Here is a 19,173-nt window from a genome sequence, read left to right on the forward strand (position 1 = left end):
TTACAACTCAACTTCTTGTGGGTCTTGAAGGATATTTCTGGTTAGGTACCACGCTTTTATCGATTTGCCTCTGTTGTCTTTGTGGATCTGAGCACAGGTGATTCGTGTTCTGGTCGTGAGTTCATGTGAAATATAAAGAGGCCGGCACTCTAATCCCATAGCTGATGTATATTTAGAGCCTATTTTTATTTGGTATTGCTCGTGGGAAAGAGTTTGGGAGGAGTCATCATCAAGAAGGGGCCAGTAATTTTGAGGCAACAAATCTGCACCATCAAAATTATTTTGTTCCGTGACTAAAGGCAGGCTGGCCTCAACAATACGTGGAGCGCTTGAACAAGCAGTTACTGACGTTAAAAGAATAGAAACAAAAAGCAGTTTAAGTCCGTTTATTGACACAATTATAACCGTATAAACTTACTGTACTAAGTAAGATAAAAAAGCCGAGACAGATGATATGAGCTAATTAAGCAATTTCATCCATCGTAACACGCTACCGCCCTTAAGTTTTCACATCCCTTACAAGCGATAAATTATAAATTAATAGCCACCAATTCATTGCATGCTTTGGTGTCAATCAGTTTAGTTGCACTGATGTGACACAAGCCTAGCTATAGCTAAGAATTACTTCATTTGTGCTCATGCTGTTGATGTGTAAGTTGTTACAATATAAATAAAACCCAACCATGAATTTACTGTAACGATCTAATTTTTATATATAAATTCAGATCACAACTTGCACCAGCAATAGCGGGGATTAATTTAACACGCTACTGGTCGGTCAGCAAGGGCGTGATAAGTCGAATGGTTACATATGAATCTAGCTAACTAAATAATTAATAATAAAAATTACTTTATCTTTTAATAAATCGTTTGTTATATTTTATGAGCTAGTATTTATACTGGTATAAACATCGATGTTTAATAAGGAAATAACTATGAAAAAGAGTTTAACCGCTCTAGTTCTAGCTTTGTTTGCAGGCTCAGCAATGGCAGCAGTCGAAGAAACAACGGCAGGTTCAGCAGGCTCAGGTGGTACAGCAGGTAGCACAACTGCAACTAGCACAGCGGCAGGTGGTAGCACTGGTGGTGCTGCTGCAGGTGGCGGTGCTGCTGCAGGTGGCGGTGCTGCTGCAGGTGGTACCGCAGCGGCTGCAGGTGTGGCTACTGGTGTAGCAGCCTCTACGGTTGTTGCTGGTGTTGTTGTAGCTGGTGCTGTTGTAGCTGTTGCAGCTGATAGTAACGACGGTACTACTGGTACTACTGGTACTACAAACTAAGTTAGTAACTATCAATAAAAACCATCGACATCCGTCGGTGGTTTTTTTTAACAGCCGAGACAAAATCTCTAGCAGTGAAGCAAGATCACAAAATGAATTTAATTCAAATTATCAGGAACATCACTACAGCAGCATTGTGTTTATCAGCGATAGCCTGTACTCAAAAATATCAAGACGTAAACGCCACTATAAAAGAAGCCGTATTCGGTTTTGAAGATGCCAATAAATCGAAAGAGGAAATACTATCCATACCTTACGCTAGCAGTAATGTAGTTATTGGTGATGGCGCAGAAATTTTTGTGGTGCTTGCGTTAGCAGAACCTTCGCCGTTAAATCAAACTCAACTAAAGTGGGTTACACAAGATTACGGGATGCTAGTAACGGAAAATGGTCGTCTGGTTAAAACTCTAAAACTACCCGGCGATAATCTGGCTGAAATAACCCCAAAAGATAATAATGCCGACCCATTAGCCATGCCGGGAGCAAAACCAGGACAGTACAATTGGGAAGCAAACTATGCCTGGCAGCCAAATTTTCGCTATGGATTCTCAGCAAACGTTAGTTGGCAGTTTGTATCAGAACAGGACATTTCATCCACCGCCTGGAATAAAGAAACTAATTACTATCAGGAGCACGTCCTGCTTCCCGAACTAGATCGCAAATTTACAAACCATTTTTGGCTGGACAAAGAAACGCATCAAGTCGTTCACTCAATTCAACACATCGGCCCTGGAATGGAAAAAATCACCATAACCGTTCTCAAACCTTTTAATGGATGATATGCAAATGAGATTCAAGTTTAAGTCCATATTGGTATTAATCTCACTACTGCCATTCATGGGAAATGCAACTTCACTAGAGGTAAATCTACCTAATTCGTCTTTAAAACTGAGCTATGAACAACCTGTTCGACTAAGCCAGGTTCTAACAGACTCAAATTTGGTTGTGTTAAAGCAAGGAAAGGTAACTCCCTATTGGTTAGGCGCTCAACTATTTGAACCATCACAAAACGAAGAGATCAAGCGACTAAAGACAATCGTTCTCGAGAAATTAGAGTATTTGGCAAAATACTATCCTGAATCCACTTTTAAAGCTGATTTACTCACCTCTTTGCTTAAAAAAGCAAACTTTGGCTACCGTCACTTTATTTCGCTAGATAACGACCTGGTTAGATTGGAGCCAGAGCTTGACCCAATTCTGTCAGGAAAATATAGGTTAGTTATTCCGAACCGAGAAAACGATGTACTTCTTGTTGGAACAATACAGCCGTTGGCAAGTGAGCCTTTAAATCCTGAACTTAAACCTGCAGACTATTTCATCGATCACTCGCTACCAAAAAACAGCGATACCGAGCAGCTATTCGTTATTCAGCCAGATGGAAGCATAACAAGTTATGCGCAGGAGTATTGGCGTCCAGGTAGTATTTACCTTGCACCAGGAAGTATTTTATATACTGGATTCAAATCGCTTCCGAGTGAGCATGCTAATTTAAACCAACAAGTTGCAAAGTTATTAAGCTATATGGAATACCCTGAAAAAGGAAGTTTTCAATAATGAGTATAAAGACTTCCACTATCGCAAAATCAGTTAAGTTACTTTCTATCGGGGTTGCAATCAGCCCTTCATTGGCTATAGCTCAATCTTTTGAGTCACCGACACTAAAAACCTCGCAAACTGACTTCGGTGGTGTAGGCCTCATGCAGGTACCCTCTGGACGGGTTGCGCCTGAAGGTGAGTTTAGTTTTGGGGCTACATTCAATGATAACTATCACCACGCAACGGTCTCTCTCCAATTAATGCCCTGGTTCGAAACAACCATCAGATATACTCAGGCTCCTGATCTGCTCTATAGTCAGGATTCTGATTTCAGTGGCGACACAAAATATACGGATAAGGGCATCGACTTTAAGGTTAGGCTTTGGGAAGAGAGCTACTGGTTACCAGAAACTTCTGTCGGTGTTCGTGACTTCGGCGGTACAGGCTTATTCGATGGCGAGTTTGTCGCTGCTACAAAACGCTTTGGTAACATCGACTTTACGCTAGGCATGGGCTGGGGATACTTAGGCCAAAGAGGAACAGTTACAAACCCATTTTGTAAGGTACGAGACGAGTTTTGTGTTCGGGATAACAGCTTTAAAGGAAATGGAGGATCCGTTGATTACGCCAGATGGTTTAAAGGACCTGCAGCTATCTTTGGCGGAATAGAGTATCAGACTCCTTATCAACCCTTGGTTCTTAAGGTTGAATACGAAGGAAACGACTATTCGGAAGATTTTCCTGTTCAGCAAGCCGATGTTGATATGACCCAACATACCCCCTGGAACTTCGGTATTGTGTACAGACCTTCGGATTGGGCAGACATTAGAGTGAGCTATCAAAGAGGCGACACGCTAACTCTGGGAGTAACTGCCAAAACCAACTTTAATACAATGAGTTCGGTTTGGCGCGATACACCTAAGCCTGACTATAAACCTAAGTCAAACTCCTCTCCGAATTGGGAGAAAGTAGCACAGCAGCTTGAATCGAATGCAGGTTATAAGCAAAACAAGGTTATTGTCTCTGAAAATGAGATCACTGTTGTTGGTGAGCAAACCAAATATAGGGATCTCGATTTAGCCCATGAACGTGGAGCGCTGATACTATCCCAAAACAGAGCTGATACTGTTGACACCTACACCTTTGTCGAAAGTAACTACGATTTAAAGCTTAAAGAAACCAAATATGATGCTGACGCTTTTGACGAGGTAGCAAACAATGGCTATATCGGCGCTTCACTGGATGACGCCAGAATTAGCGCCCCCGATGCCTCAAGTTCGGATAACGGAAAGCAAGTCGGAAATACATACGATAGATTTGATTACGGCTTCTCTCCAAGCCTATCCCAGAGTTTTGGTGGCCCAGAGAGCTTCTATCTTTATGCAATAGGTGTAAACACAAGTGCGAGTTATCGCTTAACGAATAACCTAGAGTTATCGGGCGCTCTTTATTTTAATCTCGCGGATAACTACGATAAGTTTAACTATATCGAAGACTCACCTCACATCAACAACTTTTCAACACCACGAGTAAGAACACTATTCAGGCACTACGTTCACGACAACCCTGTGCGTATGAGTAATCTGCAATTAACCTGGTTCGAGCAGCTAAGCGATAGCATCTACATACAAGGCTATGGCGGTTATCTTGAAAGTATGTTCGCCGGTGTCGGTGGTGAAATCCTTTATCGTCCTGAAGGCTCAAACTGGGCGGTAAGTGCCGATGCAAACCTGATATCTCAACGCGACCCAGACAACTGGTTCTCCATCTATAACGAAGACTATTTTGAGTATGATGGTGGATGTCCGAATGGCGTTCCGACACCAAGTTGCGCCGCTTATGTCTTGAGCAGAGGCGAAACCGGCTTTGTTAGTGTTTACTACATGCCTCAATTTGAACTTCTTAGAAACACTCGTTTCAAAGTTAGCCTGGGTAAATTCCTTGGCCAAGACGTAGGTGGCAGGTTCGACTTTTCTAAACAGTTTGATTCGGGTGTGATTACTGGCGCATATGCGAGTATAACTAATCTGTCTGCTGACGAGTTTGGTGAAGGCAGCTTCACCAAAGGATTTTATATATCATTACCATTGGACATGTTGACGATAAAACCTAGCCGCTCCAGAGCGGAGTTTAACTGGCAACCAATAACCCGTGATGGTGGCCAGATTCTAAACAGAAAGTACGAGTTATTTGACGTAACCGATAGCCGCTCCCCTTGGTTTACAAGACCCGTAACGATCAATTAGTCATAACCTTAAGCGGTAAGCACGTACCAACGTCGCTTACCGCTTTAATTTATATATAATCTCGCCAGTTATCCCCCTCACGTTGTTAAAGCGCCAATGACAAACACTAAAAAACACATCTATATCGCCTACACCGGCGGTACTATCGGAATGCAAAAGTCAGAAAATGGGTATGTGCCTGTTGCAGGCTTTATGGAAAGCCAGCTTGCTAACATGCCAGAGTTTCATAGGCCAGAGATGCCGGACTACACGATTCATGAATATGACCCATTGATCGACTCTTCTGATATGAGCCCGAAAGACTGGCAGCAAATCGCCGACGATATAAAAGCGAATTATGACAAGTACGATGGTTTTGTGATCCTACACGGCACAGATACCATGGCCTACACTGCAGCCGCACTATCATTTATGTTTGAAAATCTGGGTAAGCCGGTAATTGTGACGGGCTCGCAAATCCCTCTTGCGGAACTGCGCTCCGACGGACAAGCAAACCTGTTAAATGCCCTGCATATTGCAGCTAACTATCCGATAAACGAAGTGACACTGTTCTTCAACAACCAGTTGATGCGCGGAAATCGCAGTACCAAATCCCATGCAGACGGCTTTAACGCATTTACCTCACCAAACCTTCCTCCTTTGCTTGAGGCGGGTATTAACATTCAGGTAAACAGTAATGTTGAAGTGGACAAAAAGCCAGATGGCGAGTTCAAGGTTCATGAGATAACACCACAACCTATCGGTGTGATCACCATGTATCCTGGAATTTCTCATGAGGTAATACGAAACACACTTCGGCAGCCAGTCAACGCAATGATCCTGCTTACTTTCGGTGTCGGTAACGCGCCTCAGAATCCAGAATTACTCGCACACCTAAAAGAAGCTTCAAAAAGGGGCGTTATCGTTGTAAACCTGACTCAATGCCTTGCGGGTAAGGTTAATATGGGAGGTTATGCAACCGGGTGTGCTCTTGCCGAATCAGGGGTAATCAGTGGATACGATATGACTCACGAGGCTGCACTTGCCAAGTTGCACTATCTGTTGAGTAAAGACCTTTCTTACACCGAGATTAAAACAGAAATGCAAAAAGTCCTGCGCGGAGAAATGAGTTTATAGAATGCTTCGTAGCTTGTTTGCTCCATAAATCTAGCTCCCACGCAGTCCATAAGACTAGTTCCCACGCTCCTGCGTGGGAATTCATATCTAAACCTTATTCCTAGCAATCTCCGCCTGCTCCGGAGAGAAATCCCTTTTCAATTCAGCTTTCGACTTAAATTTAATTTCTCCACCCTTTTCAACACTCATATGCTCTGCATTGTCGTTATGTTTGGACTGATACAGCATTACTGCCTGCATGCAATAGTCTCGCTGCTCCTGTGTCAGCTCTGTTCCTTCGGGCCAGCGCCCGGTTTCCACTGCATACTGCAGTCTTTCATACGCTTCAGGAGTAATTGACGCAATAAGTTGTTCTACTTCCACTCTTTCACCTAAATATCGTTCTAATTCTTTTCATGAACGTAACCAGCAATTACACTTTATTCAAGATATGGCTAAGAAAATAGAGCCTCCGATCACAAGTGGCAATAATGATAGATATAAAGCTTACAACTTTGATTGCGTCAACCCTACTATTATCAGGGTGTTTCGAACCAAGACTGAATACAGAACAACTCTGCGAAAAATATCCTGAACTCAACTGTGCCAAACTCAATATGAACGACGGCCAATGCCGCGTTGCCAGAACCGATTTAATTTGGCATCGCAAAAAGGTACTTGATGATCCCATCGTCCAAAACAAGGTAAAAGAGTTTCATCTGGTTTCTGAGTACCAAAAATGTCTGGACCTGGTGGCTCAAATTGAACCAACCAAAGTTGCGGATAAAAAAGAGCGCCGTTTTAACGCGCTAATGCATACTTATGACGACCAGAAACGGCTACTTAAAGAGATTGGCAGCTACGACTCACCAACCGCCCTCTATTTTATGTGGACCCAGGGAGATTCCCGCGCAATACGTCGTTTCTTAAAATATGAGAATACAAAACAGCTTGATACTCCGGAACTTCAGTATGCACTAGCGACTTATTATATTGTCCGGGACAAAGAGAAAACCGTTAATATATTGCACAAAGCGCTAAGCTTTGGGCCGACAGATGAAACTCTAATCAACAATGTTGTAGAGTCGCTTGCAAGTGTAAATCAGAGTCTAGAGAGAAACGAACACGCTTACATCTGGGTGATGGTTGCGAAAGAGCTTGATTTACCCGTTGCTCCCGACAGGAACCTGAACGTACTGTACAATTTTGATAAGCAGAAACGCGAACGCCTGCAGGATATTTCAGAATCCGTTCTGGAGTCTATAGAAAAGAAAAAATTCAGAAGCTCTATGATTCCATCATTACAATCTTTACAATCTTTACAATCTTTACAATAACGAACCCCATATGTAATCAAAATACAAAGAAGGCCAATTATTGGCCTTCTTTTTCAGTTTTGTTAAAAATTAACGACACCGAGTTGACGCAGAAGCGTTCGCCTGTGGTCTTCGGCCCATCAGGGAAAACGTGACCTAGATGGCTATCACATACGTTGCATCGTATTTCCGTACGGATCATGCCGTGACTACGGTCCTCTATATATCGGATGGAATTCTTCGAAATCGGAGCATCAAAGCTTGGCCACCCACAACCAGAATCATACTTGTTACTATGATGAAATAACGGCGCTTGACAACAGGTACATAGATATTCACCAGACTCCTTGTTATGCAATAACTTTCCTGTAAATGGCGCTTCCGTACCACTCTGCCGGCATACTCTGTACTCTTCTTCACTAAGCTGCTCTCGCCACTTCTGATCGGACTTTACTACTTTCTCATTACTAATGGTCATATAAAATTAACGTACTATTCTCAATTATTATTCAGATATTATGGCACAAAGGCTTGCATATATAAGGGTTTGTAGCACATACTTTGAGCCGGATTGGATTCTCGGTTTTTGTTCCTTAACAAGAGCCAAAAACAGGTAGCTGGATTACATATCCCCCAACAAAGAACAAAAAACAATCGTTTATTACGAGTAGTAAAAAAAATGTACTGAATTTTTTTGACTTTAAACAAGTAAAGACCGATTATTTGTTGCAGTCAATTGCTGGGTTTTGTAATTTTACTACCAGTTTATCTTTCATCAGAAAATTAAGTTGTGGAGCAACTATAATGACTATCAAAGTAGGTATTAACGGTTTTGGCCGTATCGGCCGTTTCGTATTTCGTGCATCTGTAGAGCGTGCTGACATCGAAGTTGTAGGTATCAACGACCTTATCGACGTAGAATACATGGCGTACATGCTTAAGTACGACTCAACTCACGGCCGTTTCAACGGTACTGTTGAAGTTAAAGACGGTAACCTAATCGTTAACGGCAACACTGTACGTGTAACTGCAGAGCGCAACCCAACTGACCTTAAGTGGGACGAAATCGGTGTTGACGTTGTTGCTGAAGCAACTGGTATCTTCCTAACTGACGAAACTGCACGTCAGCACATCACTGCTGGTGCTAAGAAAGTTGTTCTTACTGGTCCTTCTAAAGACGCAACTCCAATGTTCGTTAACGGTGTAAACTTCGACACTTACGCTGGTCAAGATATCGTATCTAACGCTTCTTGTACTACTAACTGTCTTGCACCTATCGCTAAAGTACTTAACGACAAGTTCGGTATCGAGTCTGGTCTTATGACTACAGTTCACGCTACTACTGCTACTCAGAAGACTGTTGACGGTCCTTCTGCTAAAGACTGGCGTGGTGGTCGTGGTGCTTCTCAGAACATCATCCCATCTTCAACTGGTGCTGCTAAAGCTGTAGGCGTTGTACTTCCAGAAGTTAAAGGCCTTCTAACTGGTATGGCTTTCCGCGTTCCAACTGCAAACGTTTCTGTTGTTGACCTAACAGTTAACCTAAAAGAAGCTGCTTCTTACGAAGCTATCTGTGCAGCAATGAAAGAAGCTTCTGAAGGCGAAATGGCTGGCGTTCTAGGTTACACTGAAGACGCAGTAGTTTCTCAAGACTTCATCGGCGAAACTTGCACATCTGTATTCGATGCAGCTGCTGGTATCGCACTAACTGACAAATTCGTTAAAGTTGTATCTTGGTACGACAACGAAATCGGTTACTCAAACAAAGTTCTAGACCTAATCGCTCACATCTCTAAGTAAGCATTAGTTTAGACTTTCTTTGAAAGGCTATAGAAAAGGCGACCATTGTGTCGCCTTTTTGTTTATCTTAAGGTTCAAATATGGAAAATTTCAACTCTGTTGTTAACGCATTAGCTGATTGCGTCACTATCGTAGAACGCGAAGGCGCAAAAATCGTTCGCATCGCTCACGACAAAGCTTACGCCGAAGTTGCCCTTCATGGCGCTCACGTTCTTTCATTTAAGCCAACAGATCAGGAAGATGTGATCTGGCTAAGTGAAAAAGCTGACTTTAGCCCGGAAAAAGCAATTCGAGGTGGCATTCCTGTCTGCTGGCCATGGTTTGGCCGTGTGGCTGCACCAGCTCATGGTTTTGCACGTACCAGTGAATGGTATGTTGTAGAACACAGAGAAAATGAAGAAGGCGTTATTGTGTGCCTTGGTCTTGATGAAAGCGATGAAACACGCGCTGTATGGCCAAACTCATTTGAAGCTCGCCTATATGTTGAAGTTTCTGAAAAGCTGAAGGTCACTCTTGAAGTCACTAATACCGACGACAAAGAGTGGAAGTTCTCTGGCGCACTACACACCTACTTCAACGTAGCAGACATTCGCGAAACAGTGACTACGGGTATGGGCGCAGAGTATGTCGATAGCCTACAAGACGGTAAAATCTGCCAGGGCGGTGCGGAGCTTCAGCTGACCGATACTGTCGACCGTGTTTATACTCAACCAGAAGAACTTATTTCTATCCGTGACCCGAAAAACGAGCGTACTATTGAAGTTCGTAATAGCGGAGATAACTCCGCGGTTATCTGGAATCCGTGGGCTGAAGGTGCTCAGGGCATGGGTGATATGGCTGACAATGGCTATGAAACCATGCTGTGTGTCGAGTCAACGCTGCACGCTAACAGCATTGAAGAAGGCAAGGTACTTCAGCCGGAAGAATCTTATCAACTTATCACCGAGATTTCGGTAAAATAGCTCTAGCCCGATCTCGTTCCGGCGCTCCTGCGTCGGAATGCATTAGCTTTTGCTGATGCCGCTTGCTTTGGTATGCATTACCACGCAAGAGCGTGGGAACGAGAGAATAGTCCTCGATAGAAAAAAGAATCACATCACCGGAATACAGAATACAGATATGTACTATCAATGTCCCCTTTGCCACTCTCCTTTAATCAGTAAAAATTCGAACTTTCAGTGTGAAAACAACCACCAGTTCGATATGGCAAAAGAGGGCTACGTCAACCTGATGCCTGCGAACCAGAAACGTTCAAAGAATCCGGGTGATAATAAGGAAATGATGCAGGCCAGACGTAATTTCCTAAACAGTCATCACTACGAAACACTGGCAAACCGGGTCGCAGAGATTTGTAACCAATATACAGCCAAGAGCCTGCTTGATATTGGCTGCGGCGAAGGCTACTACACAAATAAAGTTCAACTGCATATAAGCGAAAGTAAACCTCAGGCAGAGGTCTATGGACTCGACATTTCTAAGGTTGCCATAAGATATGCTTCTAAGCGCTATGCAAACTGCCATTTTTCAGTGGCATCCAGCCACCGATTACCTTTTGCAGATCAATCACTTGATACTATCTTACGCATCTATGCGCCATGCAAAGCTGAAGAGATGTCTCGCTGCTTAAAAGATAGTGGCACCGTAATCACCGTTACCCCTGCCGCTCGCCATCTCTACCAGCTAAGAGAGCGTATCTATGATGATGTTCGCCTGCATGATGAATCACCTGAAGATCTGGATGGTTTTACTCTAATTCATGAAGAAAAACTCAACTATCAGATGTCATTATCAGGACCACTCGCGTTCGACTTGCTACAAATGACCCCTTTTGCCTGGAAAGCGTCAGATGAGTTTCGTGAAGAACTAAAGACAGTCGAGCTTTTCCAATGCGAATCCGACTTTATGATTCGGGTATATCAAAAAAGTAACTAAGTTCCCAGTTGAGCACGCATCGGTTTATGCTCTAGTATAAAAGAGTCGCTAACCACCGTAGAGAGTAAGCCATGCGGGCAATTTCAATATTAGGACTCACCTTATTAGCGGGTTGTACTGGCTTCAATAGCCCCTCTGGTATCAACAAGGCACAACCGGAAACCTATTATGATTACCATCTTTATAACGGCAATGGTCAACCTTTGTCTGAATCCCGGACAATAGAAGAGCTAAGCCAGTTTGATGTCGTCCTTGTTGGTGAGTGGCACACCCACCCTGCTATTCATTCATTCCAGACTCGTTTATTACAACAACTTCATGAAGAATCTCCAGACTGGGCGCTTTCAATGGAACAGTTTAGCCGCGATAAGCAGAGTACATTAGATGACTATCTGGCGGGGAATATCGGTGAACAAACACTAATCTCCAAAGCCAATGGATGGCCGAATTATGAGAGCGACTATCGACCACTGATAGAGTACGCCAAAGCACAACAGCTTGATGTTATTGCAGCAAACGCACCTAAACCTATCGTCCGATGTATCGGTCAAAAAGGCTTACCCTGGCTTGATACGCTCCCGGCGAACAAGCGGGAACAGGTAGCTATCAATATAGATACATCAGATACTCCCTATAAAGAGAAGTTTATGGCTTCACTTCATCACGGAAAACCTGAAGACAATATCAATAACTATGCGGCTCAGGTTACCTGGGATGAAACGATGGCAGAGAGCATCACCCTCTACCTGAATAAAGAATCAGGGTCTAAGGTTCTACATATTGCAGGTAAATTTCATACTGAAGAGGGGTTAGGAATTGCCGCCTCGATAAAAAGAATTCGTCCAGAAACCTCTATTGCCGTTATTACTCCGGTTGAAACTGTTTCTCATGACTCACCTGATTACCAGTTACACGTATTAACACCACCGGTCAGATACGTAAAAAAAGATAATAAAATCAAAGCCATTCATAAAATCATGGAAAGAAAAAAGGATAACACCTGTAATCTATGACCCCACAATTCCAGCACTGGTCTGTTTTTTGCTTGTAAGCTAGCAAGTGTTATTGCGTAGAAAAGTGGGTAAAGCGACTAAAGTTTTGCCATCTCTATCCGATAAATAGATATCAAAAGAGATAACGGTATCTCTTTTGATGTAAGTAGTAAGCAAAAATCATTGGGGCCGAATATGACGCCAGTAGGAATGAATAGCGCTACTAAGCCTATTTCAGCGCAACCGAATAGTACTCAAGCGCCTTCTCAACCGGTAAAAAACCCGGAAGAAGGTACAGAGAAGGCTGCGCAACAAGAAAAAAGCGGACTTGTCCTGACAGAAGAAGGAAAGGCGCTTCTTGCCGCGCTTTCTGAGATCGATAAAGAAGCGAAGTCTGAGGAATCGAGTGTAAAATCTTTTACTTATGGTGCCCTGGGTATGGAACACCCGGACAAAATCGAAGAGAAAGATGATAGCAGCTATACCGCAGGCAGTTACCTTAAAGGTGCAGCGACAATCGGAGCTTTGTTACTGGCTATCGTTTAATACCTGCCAGTAAGTGTTAACTATTTTAGGGAAGCAGGCAAACTGCTTCCCTCAAGTCGTTGTGCTTATTCTTCTGCACCGATAACTCTGTAAATCACCGCACCAATAACTGCACCTACAATCGGTGCAACCCAGAATAGCCACAACTGAGACATCGTCCAATCGCATACGCCATGGTTAGAACCGTCAAACCAAATGCCAGCGAGACACCCAATAGGCCGATACCAACATCAGGAAAAGCTGCGGCCAATACTGCGCTACCACAACCACCTAACACCAACCAAAAAGTGCCTACCAGTTCCGCCATATATTTTTTCATAATCCATTAACCCAAGGTTACATAAGAAACATGGCGCACATGGTACAAAGAGGCACTAACAAATGAGTGTAAAAAGATGTTTTTTTAGAAAAGAGGGTTAGATTTCAGGCAACTATCAACAAAAACAGAAGTATTCAAATTACGTGAAAAATACTTCAGACCGATCAATCTGAAATGGTGATAATTTCAAGTTCAGTTAGAATAGATAAGGCTTGCTTATTGCTTTCTCCACAAACCCATTCAGCAGCCTGAAAGTTGTGGCAGACGTCTGGCCTTTTCGGATTACCGAATAGTTTACAAAGGTTATTTTCATCAAGTTGTTTGCAGCGCTCACCTGCCTTTTTCCCGTTAGGATGCAGCGGAAAGCTAGACGTAATACTTGGGGCAATACAACATGCACCACAACCCAGACGACAATCCATAAACAACCTCAACTAACCTATAAAACAACTCGAAAGCCCCCTAAAAACGAGGGGCGGCAATCTTAGCAGAATTGGGCTTGAACTTTAACCAGTAGAAGAGTATAAATCTCAGCCCATCTTCACCATAGTTAGGCAGTAATAATGAACCAAGCATTCTGGCAAGAAAAACCTTTAGAAGAGATGACTGAAACCGAGTGGGAATCTCTGTGTGACGGTTGTGGTAAATGCTGCCTGCACAAATTAATGGACGAAGATACCGACGAGGTATATTACACCAATGTCGCGTGTAGCTGGCTAAACAGCAAAACCTGTAGCTGTAAAGACTACCCTAACCGTTTTGAGTCAGGCGAAGAGTGTCTGAAGCTCAGCCGAGATAAGATCCCCGAGTTCCACTGGCTACCAGACACCTGCGCATATCGTCTGCTTGCTGAAGGCCAGCAACTCCCAGAATGGCATCCACTAATCACAGGCTCTAAATCCGCGATGCATGCTGCAGGCGAAAGCGTGCGTAATAAAGTGGTTTATGAGATTGATGTCGTAAATTGGGAGGACCACATCCTAAATCATCCCGATCGCGAGTATCTGGAAATCAGTCGTGACGAGGGTTAGTGATAGTATTGAGCGGCTGCATTATTGAACCAATTTTTTGATTTTATTGACAAACCTTAGATCCCTGCCTCCGCAGGGATGACGGACTTGGCCAACAAACTCAGCCTCCTTTTTAGGAAACTTTTTATATCGACAACTGATAAGCGCATATATTGACAGCGCTCGCCAGGTTCAATGAATCAATCTTGCCGCTACCTGTGATAGTAAAAGGCTGCGCATTACAATCTGCTAAGGATTGCTTAGGCACACCTCGAGCTTCGTTTCCAAATAGGTAGCAATCATAGTCAGAAAACTGAGGCGAGTTCACCTTATCACCCTGCATATCAAGATAGGCAAAACGCTTAAAGCGTTGATTTAACTCAGATAGCTCAACGCCTTGCTCAATAGGCATATGAAAAATAGCTCCCATACTTGAGCGCACTACTTTTGGATTGTAAGGGTCGACACTGTTGTCACTTAATAACAAACGAAAGTGACCAAACCACGCCAGGCTACGCAAAATAGTGCCTAGGTTGCCGGGGTCTTGCACTTCATGTAAGTAGATACAGCGCTCACCTTCTTGCAAAGGTGCTCTCTCTGTCTGAGTAGGTAAAGGGACACAGGCGATGATACCTTGTGGTGTTTTGGTATCACTCAGCCCAGCCATCTGTTTTTTACTAATAGTGGTGATCGTGTAAGGGTGATTGAGCTGCTGTGCCCAATCTTGATACTCTTCCGTCACATATAAGAGAGTGTTTTTTAGATAAGGCTGAGACAGTGCTGCTTTATCCAGTTCGAGGATCAGGTGCTCCCCTTCAACTAAATAGTGACCAAATTTCTCACGGTATTTTTTTTGATGCAGTTTCTTTGCATTATCCAGTTTCATAAATGGCCCTGTTTCATATGTTGTGCCTTACCAAATCGTCGCGGCGATTGTACTCTTTTGTTTGGTAAAATGTCACTACTGAAAGTCAGGGGATATTTGCAAAACAACCGGACATGATTACAATAGCGCTCCCTATACTTTACCAACATGGCGAACAATCTATGGCACGCTCAAAAACCAGCAAAAAATGGCTCGATGAACACGTAAACGATCCTTATGTAAAAAAAGCGCAAGTTGATGGTTATCGATCTAGAGCAAGCTACAAACTGATTGAGATTAATGAGAAAGATCAACTTATCAAGCCGGGAGACATCGCTATGGACCTTGGTTCGGCGCCAGGTGGTTGGTCGCAGATTGTCGCTCCAATCGTTGGGGATAATGGTAAAGTGATCGCCTCTGATATTTTGCATATGGACGGCATGGTGGGTGTCACCTTTATTCAGGGTGATTTTACTGATGAAGCTGTCTATGAACGTATCTTGCAAACCATTGATGGCCAGGGGGTTGATGTGGTGATCTCGGATATGGCACCCAACATGAGCGGAGTAAAAACCACCGACCAATACAGCTCTATGTATCTTGTTGAGCTGGCTCTCGATATGGCGCGTAATGTGCTAAAACCGGGCGGTAACTTCTGTGCCAAGGTATTCCAGGGGGTTGGGTACGACGAGTATGTTAAAGATGTACGAACGTCCTTTAACAAGGTCATTATTCGCAAACCTGCCGCTTCGCGCCCACGCTCTCGAGAGGTATATGTCGTAGGTAAAGGATTTAAAGGCTAGCCCAAGTTATTTAACTCCCCTCCCCTTTGTAGTTTAAAGAATGGTAGCTTAATAAAAATGCAAAGGGATAGATGAGTTTATTGAAAAAGTTCGTCATCCCTGCGGAGGCAGGGATCTAAGATTTTGATTTGTTTAGGTTCGCGTGGCTAGCGGAATGACGGTATTAAGGTTTGTCATCAGCCTGAGATTGCATCTATTACCTTTCCAACAACGGACGTTTGTTTTCCACGCCATTCCACTCATCTGCATCTTCAGGTGGTGGTATAACCTCTGTAATATTTGGCCAGATCTTACACAGCTCTGCGTTAAGCTCGATAAACTCAATCTGGTCGGCAGGAACTTCTGTATCCTGATAAATAGCCGCAGCTGCACATTCTGGTGCACATAATGAGCAATCGATGCAAATATCTGGATCGATTGCTAAAAAGTTAGGGCCTTCAAAAAAGGCATCGACTGGGCAAACCGCCACACAGTCTGAGTACTTGCATTTGATGCAGTTTTCGGTCACTACAAAAGTCATTTAAAACGCTATATTTTCATTCATCGAGTGTGGCGTAATTCTAGAGAATAACCTTCAAAACACAAGTTTCTTTGTGAATGAATTCGTGTAAAATTCCGCCCATAATTTCGTATTTCGATCTTATCCTGCCCTGACGGAAAGGCCGTCCGGCAAATACAAAGAGTAATTTAACTATGCTACGTTTAACAGACATCAAACTGCCCCTCGATCACGATGAGCTTGCGCTCGAAAAAGCCATTTTGGAAAAGCTTAAAATTAAAAAAGCGCAACTGTTGTCTTTTACAATGTTTAGACGTGGCTATGATGCCCGCAACAACAAAAATATTCAGCTCATCTATACGCTCGATATTGAAGCAGAGAACCAGGCGCAGTTGCTTGAAAAGTTTGCTAACGATCACCGCGTAAAAGAAACGCCAGACATGAGCTATAAGTTTGTTGCGCAGGCACCAGAAGATTTAGAAGAACGACCAGTTGTGATCGGCTTTGGTCCAAGCGGACTGTTCTCAGCGCTTATTTTGGCTCAGATGGGCTTTAAACCGATTGTGCTTGAGCGTGGTAAAGCTGTACGTGAGCGTACAAAAGATACTTTTGGCTTCTGGCGTAAACAGCCGTTAAATCCTGAGTCAAATGTGCAGTTTGGTGAAGGTGGCGCAGGAACCTTCTCAGACGGCAAGCTATATACTCAGATCAAAGATCCTAACCATTATGGTCGTAAAGTGATCAACGAGTTTGTTGAAGCAGGTGCGCCAGAAGAAATCCAATATGTCAGTAAGCCTCATATTGGCACCTTCAAGCTGGTCGGTATGATTGAAAAGATGCGCGCAAAAATCATCGAACTTGGTGGTGAAATACGTTTCAGTGCCCGTGTGGATAAACTCGATCTTGTCGATAACCAGGTGAAAGGGGTACATCTAGCAAATGGTGAGTACCTGAAAAGCCAACATGTGATCCTGGCGGTTGGCCATAGTGCACGTGATACTTTCGAAACACTTTATGACCAGGGTATCTATATGGAAGCAAAGCCGTTTTCAGTTGGCTTCCGTATTGAGCATGAGCAGAGCGCTATCGACCGTTGTCGCTTTGGTGACAATGCCGGGCACCCTTTACTAGGCGCGGCTGACTACAAATTGGTTCATCACTGTAAAAATGGCCGCAGTGTTTATAGCTTCTGTATGTGCCCAGGAGGAACCGTGGTAGCGGCTACTTCAGAAGAGGGACGTGTGGTGACCAACGGCATGAGCCAATACTCTCGACACGAACGTAATGCCAACAGCGCCATTGTGGTCGGGATATCTCCAGAGGAGGACTACCCAGGCCATCCATTAGCAGGGATTGAATTTCAACGTAAGTTAGAATCGTTGGCATTTAAAGAAGGTGGTGAAAACTACCATGCGCCAGCTCAGCTTATTGGTGACTTTCTGGCAGGGAAGTCAAGTAAAGAACTTGGCGAAGTTCAACCATCTTATACACCAGGTATAACACTTGCCGATCTGAGTAATGTGGTACCAGATTATGTCACTGAAGCAATCCGTGAAGCGATTCCTGCTTTCGAGAAGAAAATCAAAGGGTTCTCTAAACCAGATGGTATGTTGACGGGCGTTGAAACTCGTACTTCTTCTCCTATCTGTATCAAGCGAGGTAAAGATTGTCAGAGTATCAGTACCCCAGGTTTGTATCCAGCTGGTGAGGGTGCTGGCTATGCAGGTGGTATTCTGTCGGCGGGTATTGATGGCATCAAAGTAGCTGAAGCCGTCGCTCGTGCGATGACTGAGAAATAGCTAGTAACTGACACAATCATTAACTAACACAAAAAAGCGCCTGCGTGGCGCTTTTTTTATTTACAGTTTTTGTCGCCCTAGCAGGGAGTGCGACAAGGTCGTTCCATCAACCAGTTCGAGTTCGCCACCAACGGGAACCCCGTGAGCAATTCGACTGGCAGAAACGTTATGAGCATGGCAAAGCTCAGCAATGTAATGTGCTGTTGCTTCACCCTCAACGGTTGGGTTGGTTGCCAGAATCACTTCTTTAATATCGCCTCGCTCTAGCCGGAAGTCCAGCTTGTCTAGCCCGATATCACTAGGGCCAATTCCATCAAGCGGAGATAAGTGCCCCATCAGCACGAAATAACGGCCAGAGTACTGCCCCGTAGCTTCTACCGCAGCGATATCCGCTGGGCTTTCTACCACACAAAGCATGCCGTTTTCCTGGCGCTTAGGGTTGTTACAGATATGGCAGACTTCTTCTTCAGTGAACGTTCTGCACTCTTCACAATGACCGATCTCCGTCATTGCCTTTGTCAGAGCATCCGCTAGCTGCAGACCACCTTTTCGGTCTCGCTGCAACAAATGAAAGGCCATACGCTGAGCCGACTTGGGGCCAACCCCAGGCAGACAACGTAAAGCCTCCATCAATTGTTCCAGCATATGGCTGGTACGCATAAATTTTTAGTCTTGCTTAGAAAGGCATCTTCATACCTGGTGGTAGTTGCATACCGCCAGTTACAGAAGCCATTTTCTCTTTCTGAGTTTCTTCAACACGACGAGCAGCATCGTTGAACGCTGCTGCGATCAGATCTTCCAGCATCTCTTTGTCATCTTCCATCAGGCTTTCATCGATATCAACACGACGTACACTGTGGCTACCTGTGATAGTAACTTTAACCAGACCAGCGCCTGATTCACCAGTTATCTCCATATTTGCGATTTCTTCCTGAAGCTTTTGCATACGCTCTTGCATCTGCTGGGCCTGCTTCATCAGGTTGCCCATTCCGCCTTTGCCACCAAACATGTGTAATCTCTCTGTTTGTTTCAATAAATGGTTAATACTGCGCAGGTCAGTACATGATTAGTAAATGACCTAACTCTTGCGATGTTCGTTATAGGGTCGCTATCCCTGAAATATGTGGACTGAAAAGCA

Annotated in this window: 22 protein-coding genes and 1 pseudogene; 14 read left to right on the plus strand and 9 right to left on the minus strand. The window is 43.9% G+C overall.

What is annotated here, in order from left to right:
- Entirely contained in the window at positions 1-396 is a 396-nt protein-coding gene (locus P7F88_RS22425) for a hypothetical protein (RefSeq protein WP_277828435.1), read from the minus strand.
- A gap of 539 nt (positions 397-935) precedes the next feature.
- On the opposite strand from P7F88_RS22425, the gene P7F88_RS22430 reads away from it, so the two are divergent.
- The 5 genes from P7F88_RS22430 to ansA all read left to right on the plus strand — a co-directional run bounded on the left by P7F88_RS22430 (position 936) and on the right by ansA (position 6,175).
- Positions 936-1,277 (plus strand): hypothetical protein, encoded by a 342-nt coding sequence (locus tag P7F88_RS22430; RefSeq protein ID WP_277828437.1) that lies wholly within the window; start codon positions 936-938, stop codon positions 1,275-1,277.
- 92 nt (positions 1,278-1,369) lie between these two features.
- The gene (locus P7F88_RS22435; RefSeq protein ID WP_277828439.1) at positions 1,370-2,056 is read left to right on the plus strand and encodes a YjbF family lipoprotein; all 687 of its coding nucleotides are present in this window, start codon (positions 1,370-1,372) and stop codon (positions 2,054-2,056) included.
- 7 nt (positions 2,057-2,063) lie between these two features.
- Entirely contained in the window at positions 2,064-2,831 is a 768-nt protein-coding gene (locus P7F88_RS22440; RefSeq protein ID WP_277828441.1) for a capsule biosynthesis GfcC D2 domain-containing protein, read from the plus strand.
- The gene (locus P7F88_RS22445; protein ID WP_277828443.1) at positions 2,831-5,059 is read left to right on the plus strand and encodes a YjbH domain-containing protein; all 2,229 of its coding nucleotides are present in this window, start codon (positions 2,831-2,833) and stop codon (positions 5,057-5,059) included. The genes P7F88_RS22440 and P7F88_RS22445 overlap by 1 nt, the downstream gene beginning before the upstream one ends.
- Positions 5,060-5,155: 96 nt before the next feature.
- Entirely contained in the window at positions 5,156-6,175 is a 1,020-nt protein-coding gene (gene ansA, locus P7F88_RS22450) for an asparaginase (RefSeq protein ID WP_277828444.1), read from the plus strand.
- Positions 6,176-6,262: 87 nt separating this feature from the next.
- On the opposite strand, the gene P7F88_RS22455 is transcribed toward ansA, so the two are convergent.
- Positions 6,263-6,538 carry a YeaC family protein gene (locus tag P7F88_RS22455; protein WP_277828446.1) on the minus strand — a complete coding sequence of 92 codons (276 nt, stop codon included), beginning with the start codon at positions 6,536-6,538 and terminating at the stop codon, positions 6,263-6,265.
- A 107-nt stretch (positions 6,539-6,645) separates the two neighbouring features.
- On the opposite strand from P7F88_RS22455, the gene P7F88_RS22460 reads away from it, so the two are divergent.
- A complete protein-coding gene (locus P7F88_RS22460; protein WP_277828448.1) occupies positions 6,646-7,491 on the plus strand; it encodes a DUF2989 domain-containing protein in 846 nt (281 codons plus the stop codon).
- Positions 7,492-7,528: 37 nt separating this feature from the next.
- Here P7F88_RS22460 and msrB read toward each other — a convergent pair whose 3' ends face one another.
- Positions 7,529-7,948, minus strand: a complete 420-nt coding sequence (gene msrB, locus P7F88_RS22465) for a peptide-methionine (R)-S-oxide reductase MsrB (protein WP_277828450.1) — start codon at positions 7,946-7,948, stop codon at positions 7,529-7,531.
- Positions 7,949-8,274: 326 nt separating this feature from the next.
- Here msrB and gap point away from each other — a divergent pair, with 326 nt between their 5' ends.
- The 5 genes from gap (at position 8,275) to P7F88_RS22490 (ending at position 12,740) form a co-directional block, all read left to right on the plus strand.
- Complete coding sequence (gap, locus tag P7F88_RS22470; protein WP_277828452.1) at positions 8,275-9,270, plus strand: type I glyceraldehyde-3-phosphate dehydrogenase; 996 nt, start codon at positions 8,275-8,277, stop codon at positions 9,268-9,270.
- A gap of 80 nt (positions 9,271-9,350) precedes the next feature.
- A complete protein-coding gene (locus tag P7F88_RS22475) occupies positions 9,351-10,232 on the plus strand; it encodes a D-hexose-6-phosphate mutarotase (protein ID WP_277828454.1) in 882 nt (293 codons plus the stop codon).
- A 157-nt stretch (positions 10,233-10,389) separates the two neighbouring features.
- Entirely contained in the window at positions 10,390-11,202 is an 813-nt protein-coding gene (gene rlmA, locus P7F88_RS22480; RefSeq protein ID WP_277828456.1) for a 23S rRNA (guanine(745)-N(1))-methyltransferase, read from the plus strand.
- 71 nt (positions 11,203-11,273) lie between these two features.
- Entirely contained in the window at positions 11,274-12,215 is a 942-nt protein-coding gene (locus tag P7F88_RS22485; protein WP_277828458.1) for a ChaN family lipoprotein, read from the plus strand.
- 174 nt (positions 12,216-12,389) lie between these two features.
- On the plus strand, positions 12,390-12,740 hold the full coding sequence (locus P7F88_RS22490; protein WP_338405575.1) for a hypothetical protein: 351 nt from the start codon (positions 12,390-12,392) through the stop codon (positions 12,738-12,740).
- A gap of 142 nt (positions 12,741-12,882) precedes the next feature.
- Here the strand turns inward: P7F88_RS22490 and P7F88_RS22495 are convergent.
- Positions 12,883-13,059, minus strand: a pseudogene (locus P7F88_RS22495) (aquaporin); the annotation flags it as partial.
- A gap of 164 nt (positions 13,060-13,223) precedes the next feature.
- The gene (locus P7F88_RS22500; RefSeq protein WP_277828460.1) at positions 13,224-13,481 is read right to left on the minus strand and encodes a YkgJ family cysteine cluster protein; all 258 of its coding nucleotides are present in this window, start codon (positions 13,479-13,481) and stop codon (positions 13,224-13,226) included.
- Positions 13,482-13,622: 141 nt separating this feature from the next.
- Between P7F88_RS22500 and P7F88_RS22505 the strand changes: the two genes are divergently transcribed.
- Positions 13,623-14,090 carry a YcgN family cysteine cluster protein gene (locus tag P7F88_RS22505; protein WP_277828462.1) on the plus strand — a complete coding sequence of 156 codons (468 nt, stop codon included), beginning with the start codon at positions 13,623-13,625 and terminating at the stop codon, positions 14,088-14,090.
- Positions 14,091-14,214: 124 nt separating this feature from the next.
- Here the strand turns inward: P7F88_RS22505 and P7F88_RS22510 are convergent, their stop codons facing one another.
- On the minus strand, positions 14,215-14,955 hold the full coding sequence (locus tag P7F88_RS22510; protein WP_277828464.1) for a TrmH family RNA methyltransferase: 741 nt from the start codon (positions 14,953-14,955) through the stop codon (positions 14,215-14,217).
- Positions 14,956-15,116: 161 nt separating this feature from the next.
- Between P7F88_RS22510 and rlmE the strand changes: the two genes are divergently transcribed.
- Positions 15,117-15,737 (plus strand): 23S rRNA (uridine(2552)-2'-O)-methyltransferase RlmE, encoded by a 621-nt coding sequence (gene rlmE, locus P7F88_RS22515; protein WP_277828466.1) that lies wholly within the window; start codon positions 15,117-15,119, stop codon positions 15,735-15,737.
- 196 nt (positions 15,738-15,933) lie between these two features.
- On the opposite strand, the gene fdxA is transcribed toward rlmE, so the two are convergent.
- The gene (gene fdxA, locus P7F88_RS22520) at positions 15,934-16,257 is read right to left on the minus strand and encodes a ferredoxin FdxA (protein WP_277828468.1); all 324 of its coding nucleotides are present in this window, start codon (positions 16,255-16,257) and stop codon (positions 15,934-15,936) included.
- Between the two features lie 173 nt (positions 16,258-16,430).
- Here fdxA and P7F88_RS22525 point away from each other — a divergent pair, with 173 nt between their 5' ends.
- Positions 16,431-18,035 (plus strand): NAD(P)/FAD-dependent oxidoreductase, encoded by a 1,605-nt coding sequence (locus P7F88_RS22525; protein ID WP_277828470.1) that lies wholly within the window; start codon positions 16,431-16,433, stop codon positions 18,033-18,035.
- Between the two features lie 60 nt (positions 18,036-18,095).
- Here P7F88_RS22525 and recR read toward each other — a convergent pair whose 3' ends face one another.
- Both recR and P7F88_RS22535 read right to left on the minus strand, forming a co-directional pair.
- Positions 18,096-18,695, minus strand: a complete 600-nt coding sequence (recR, locus tag P7F88_RS22530) for a recombination mediator RecR (protein ID WP_277828472.1) — start codon at positions 18,693-18,695, stop codon at positions 18,096-18,098.
- A 16-nt stretch (positions 18,696-18,711) separates the two neighbouring features.
- Entirely contained in the window at positions 18,712-19,044 is a 333-nt protein-coding gene (locus tag P7F88_RS22535) for a YbaB/EbfC family nucleoid-associated protein (RefSeq protein WP_277828474.1), read from the minus strand.
- Between the last annotated feature and the right edge of the window lie 129 nt (positions 19,045-19,173).

Source organism: Vibrio hannami, from assembly GCF_029589055.1.
Taxonomy (GTDB): Bacteria; Pseudomonadota; Gammaproteobacteria; order Enterobacterales; family Vibrionaceae; genus Vibrio; species Vibrio hannami.

What these genes read in the sequence shown, in the direction of transcription:
- P7F88_RS22430 (WP_277828437.1), top strand. Translation starts at nt 936, where the DNA reads ATGAAAAAGAGTTTAACCGCTCTAGTTCTAGCTTTGTTTGCAGGCTCA.
- P7F88_RS22435 (WP_277828439.1), top strand. Translation starts at nt 1,370, where the DNA reads ATGAATTTAATTCAAATTATCAGGAACATCACTACAGCAGCATTGTGT.
- P7F88_RS22440 (WP_277828441.1), top strand. Translation starts at nt 2,064, where the DNA reads ATGAGATTCAAGTTTAAGTCCATATTGGTATTAATCTCACTACTGCCA.
- P7F88_RS22445 (WP_277828443.1), top strand. Translation starts at nt 2,831, where the DNA reads ATGAGTATAAAGACTTCCACTATCGCAAAATCAGTTAAGTTACTTTCT.
- ansA (WP_277828444.1), top strand. Translation starts at nt 5,156, where the DNA reads ATGACAAACACTAAAAAACACATCTATATCGCCTACACCGGCGGTACT.
- P7F88_RS22460 (WP_277828448.1), top strand. Translation starts at nt 6,646, where the DNA reads ATGATAGATATAAAGCTTACAACTTTGATTGCGTCAACCCTACTATTA.
- msrB (WP_277828450.1), bottom strand. Translation starts at nt 7,948, where the DNA reads ATGACCATTAGTAATGAGAAAGTAGTAAAGTCCGATCAGAAGTGGCGA.
- gap (WP_277828452.1), top strand. Translation starts at nt 8,275, where the DNA reads ATGACTATCAAAGTAGGTATTAACGGTTTTGGCCGTATCGGCCGTTTC.
- P7F88_RS22475 (WP_277828454.1), top strand. Translation starts at nt 9,351, where the DNA reads ATGGAAAATTTCAACTCTGTTGTTAACGCATTAGCTGATTGCGTCACT.
- rlmA (WP_277828456.1), top strand. Translation starts at nt 10,390, where the DNA reads ATGTACTATCAATGTCCCCTTTGCCACTCTCCTTTAATCAGTAAAAAT.
- P7F88_RS22485 (WP_277828458.1), top strand. Translation starts at nt 11,274, where the DNA reads ATGCGGGCAATTTCAATATTAGGACTCACCTTATTAGCGGGTTGTACT.
- P7F88_RS22490 (WP_338405575.1), top strand. Translation starts at nt 12,390, where the DNA reads ATGACGCCAGTAGGAATGAATAGCGCTACTAAGCCTATTTCAGCGCAA.
- P7F88_RS22500 (WP_277828460.1), bottom strand. Translation starts at nt 13,481, where the DNA reads ATGGATTGTCGTCTGGGTTGTGGTGCATGTTGTATTGCCCCAAGTATT.
- P7F88_RS22505 (WP_277828462.1), top strand. Translation starts at nt 13,623, where the DNA reads ATGAACCAAGCATTCTGGCAAGAAAAACCTTTAGAAGAGATGACTGAA.
- P7F88_RS22510 (WP_277828464.1), bottom strand. Translation starts at nt 14,955, where the DNA reads ATGAAACTGGATAATGCAAAGAAACTGCATCAAAAAAAATACCGTGAG.
- rlmE (WP_277828466.1), top strand. Translation starts at nt 15,117, where the DNA reads ATGGCACGCTCAAAAACCAGCAAAAAATGGCTCGATGAACACGTAAAC.
- fdxA (WP_277828468.1), bottom strand. Translation starts at nt 16,257, where the DNA reads ATGACTTTTGTAGTGACCGAAAACTGCATCAAATGCAAGTACTCAGAC.
- P7F88_RS22525 (WP_277828470.1), top strand. Translation starts at nt 16,431, where the DNA reads ATGCTACGTTTAACAGACATCAAACTGCCCCTCGATCACGATGAGCTT.
- recR (WP_277828472.1), bottom strand. Translation starts at nt 18,695, where the DNA reads ATGCGTACCAGCCATATGCTGGAACAATTGATGGAGGCTTTACGTTGT.
- P7F88_RS22535 (WP_277828474.1), bottom strand. Translation starts at nt 19,044, where the DNA reads ATGTTTGGTGGCAAAGGCGGAATGGGCAACCTGATGAAGCAGGCCCAG.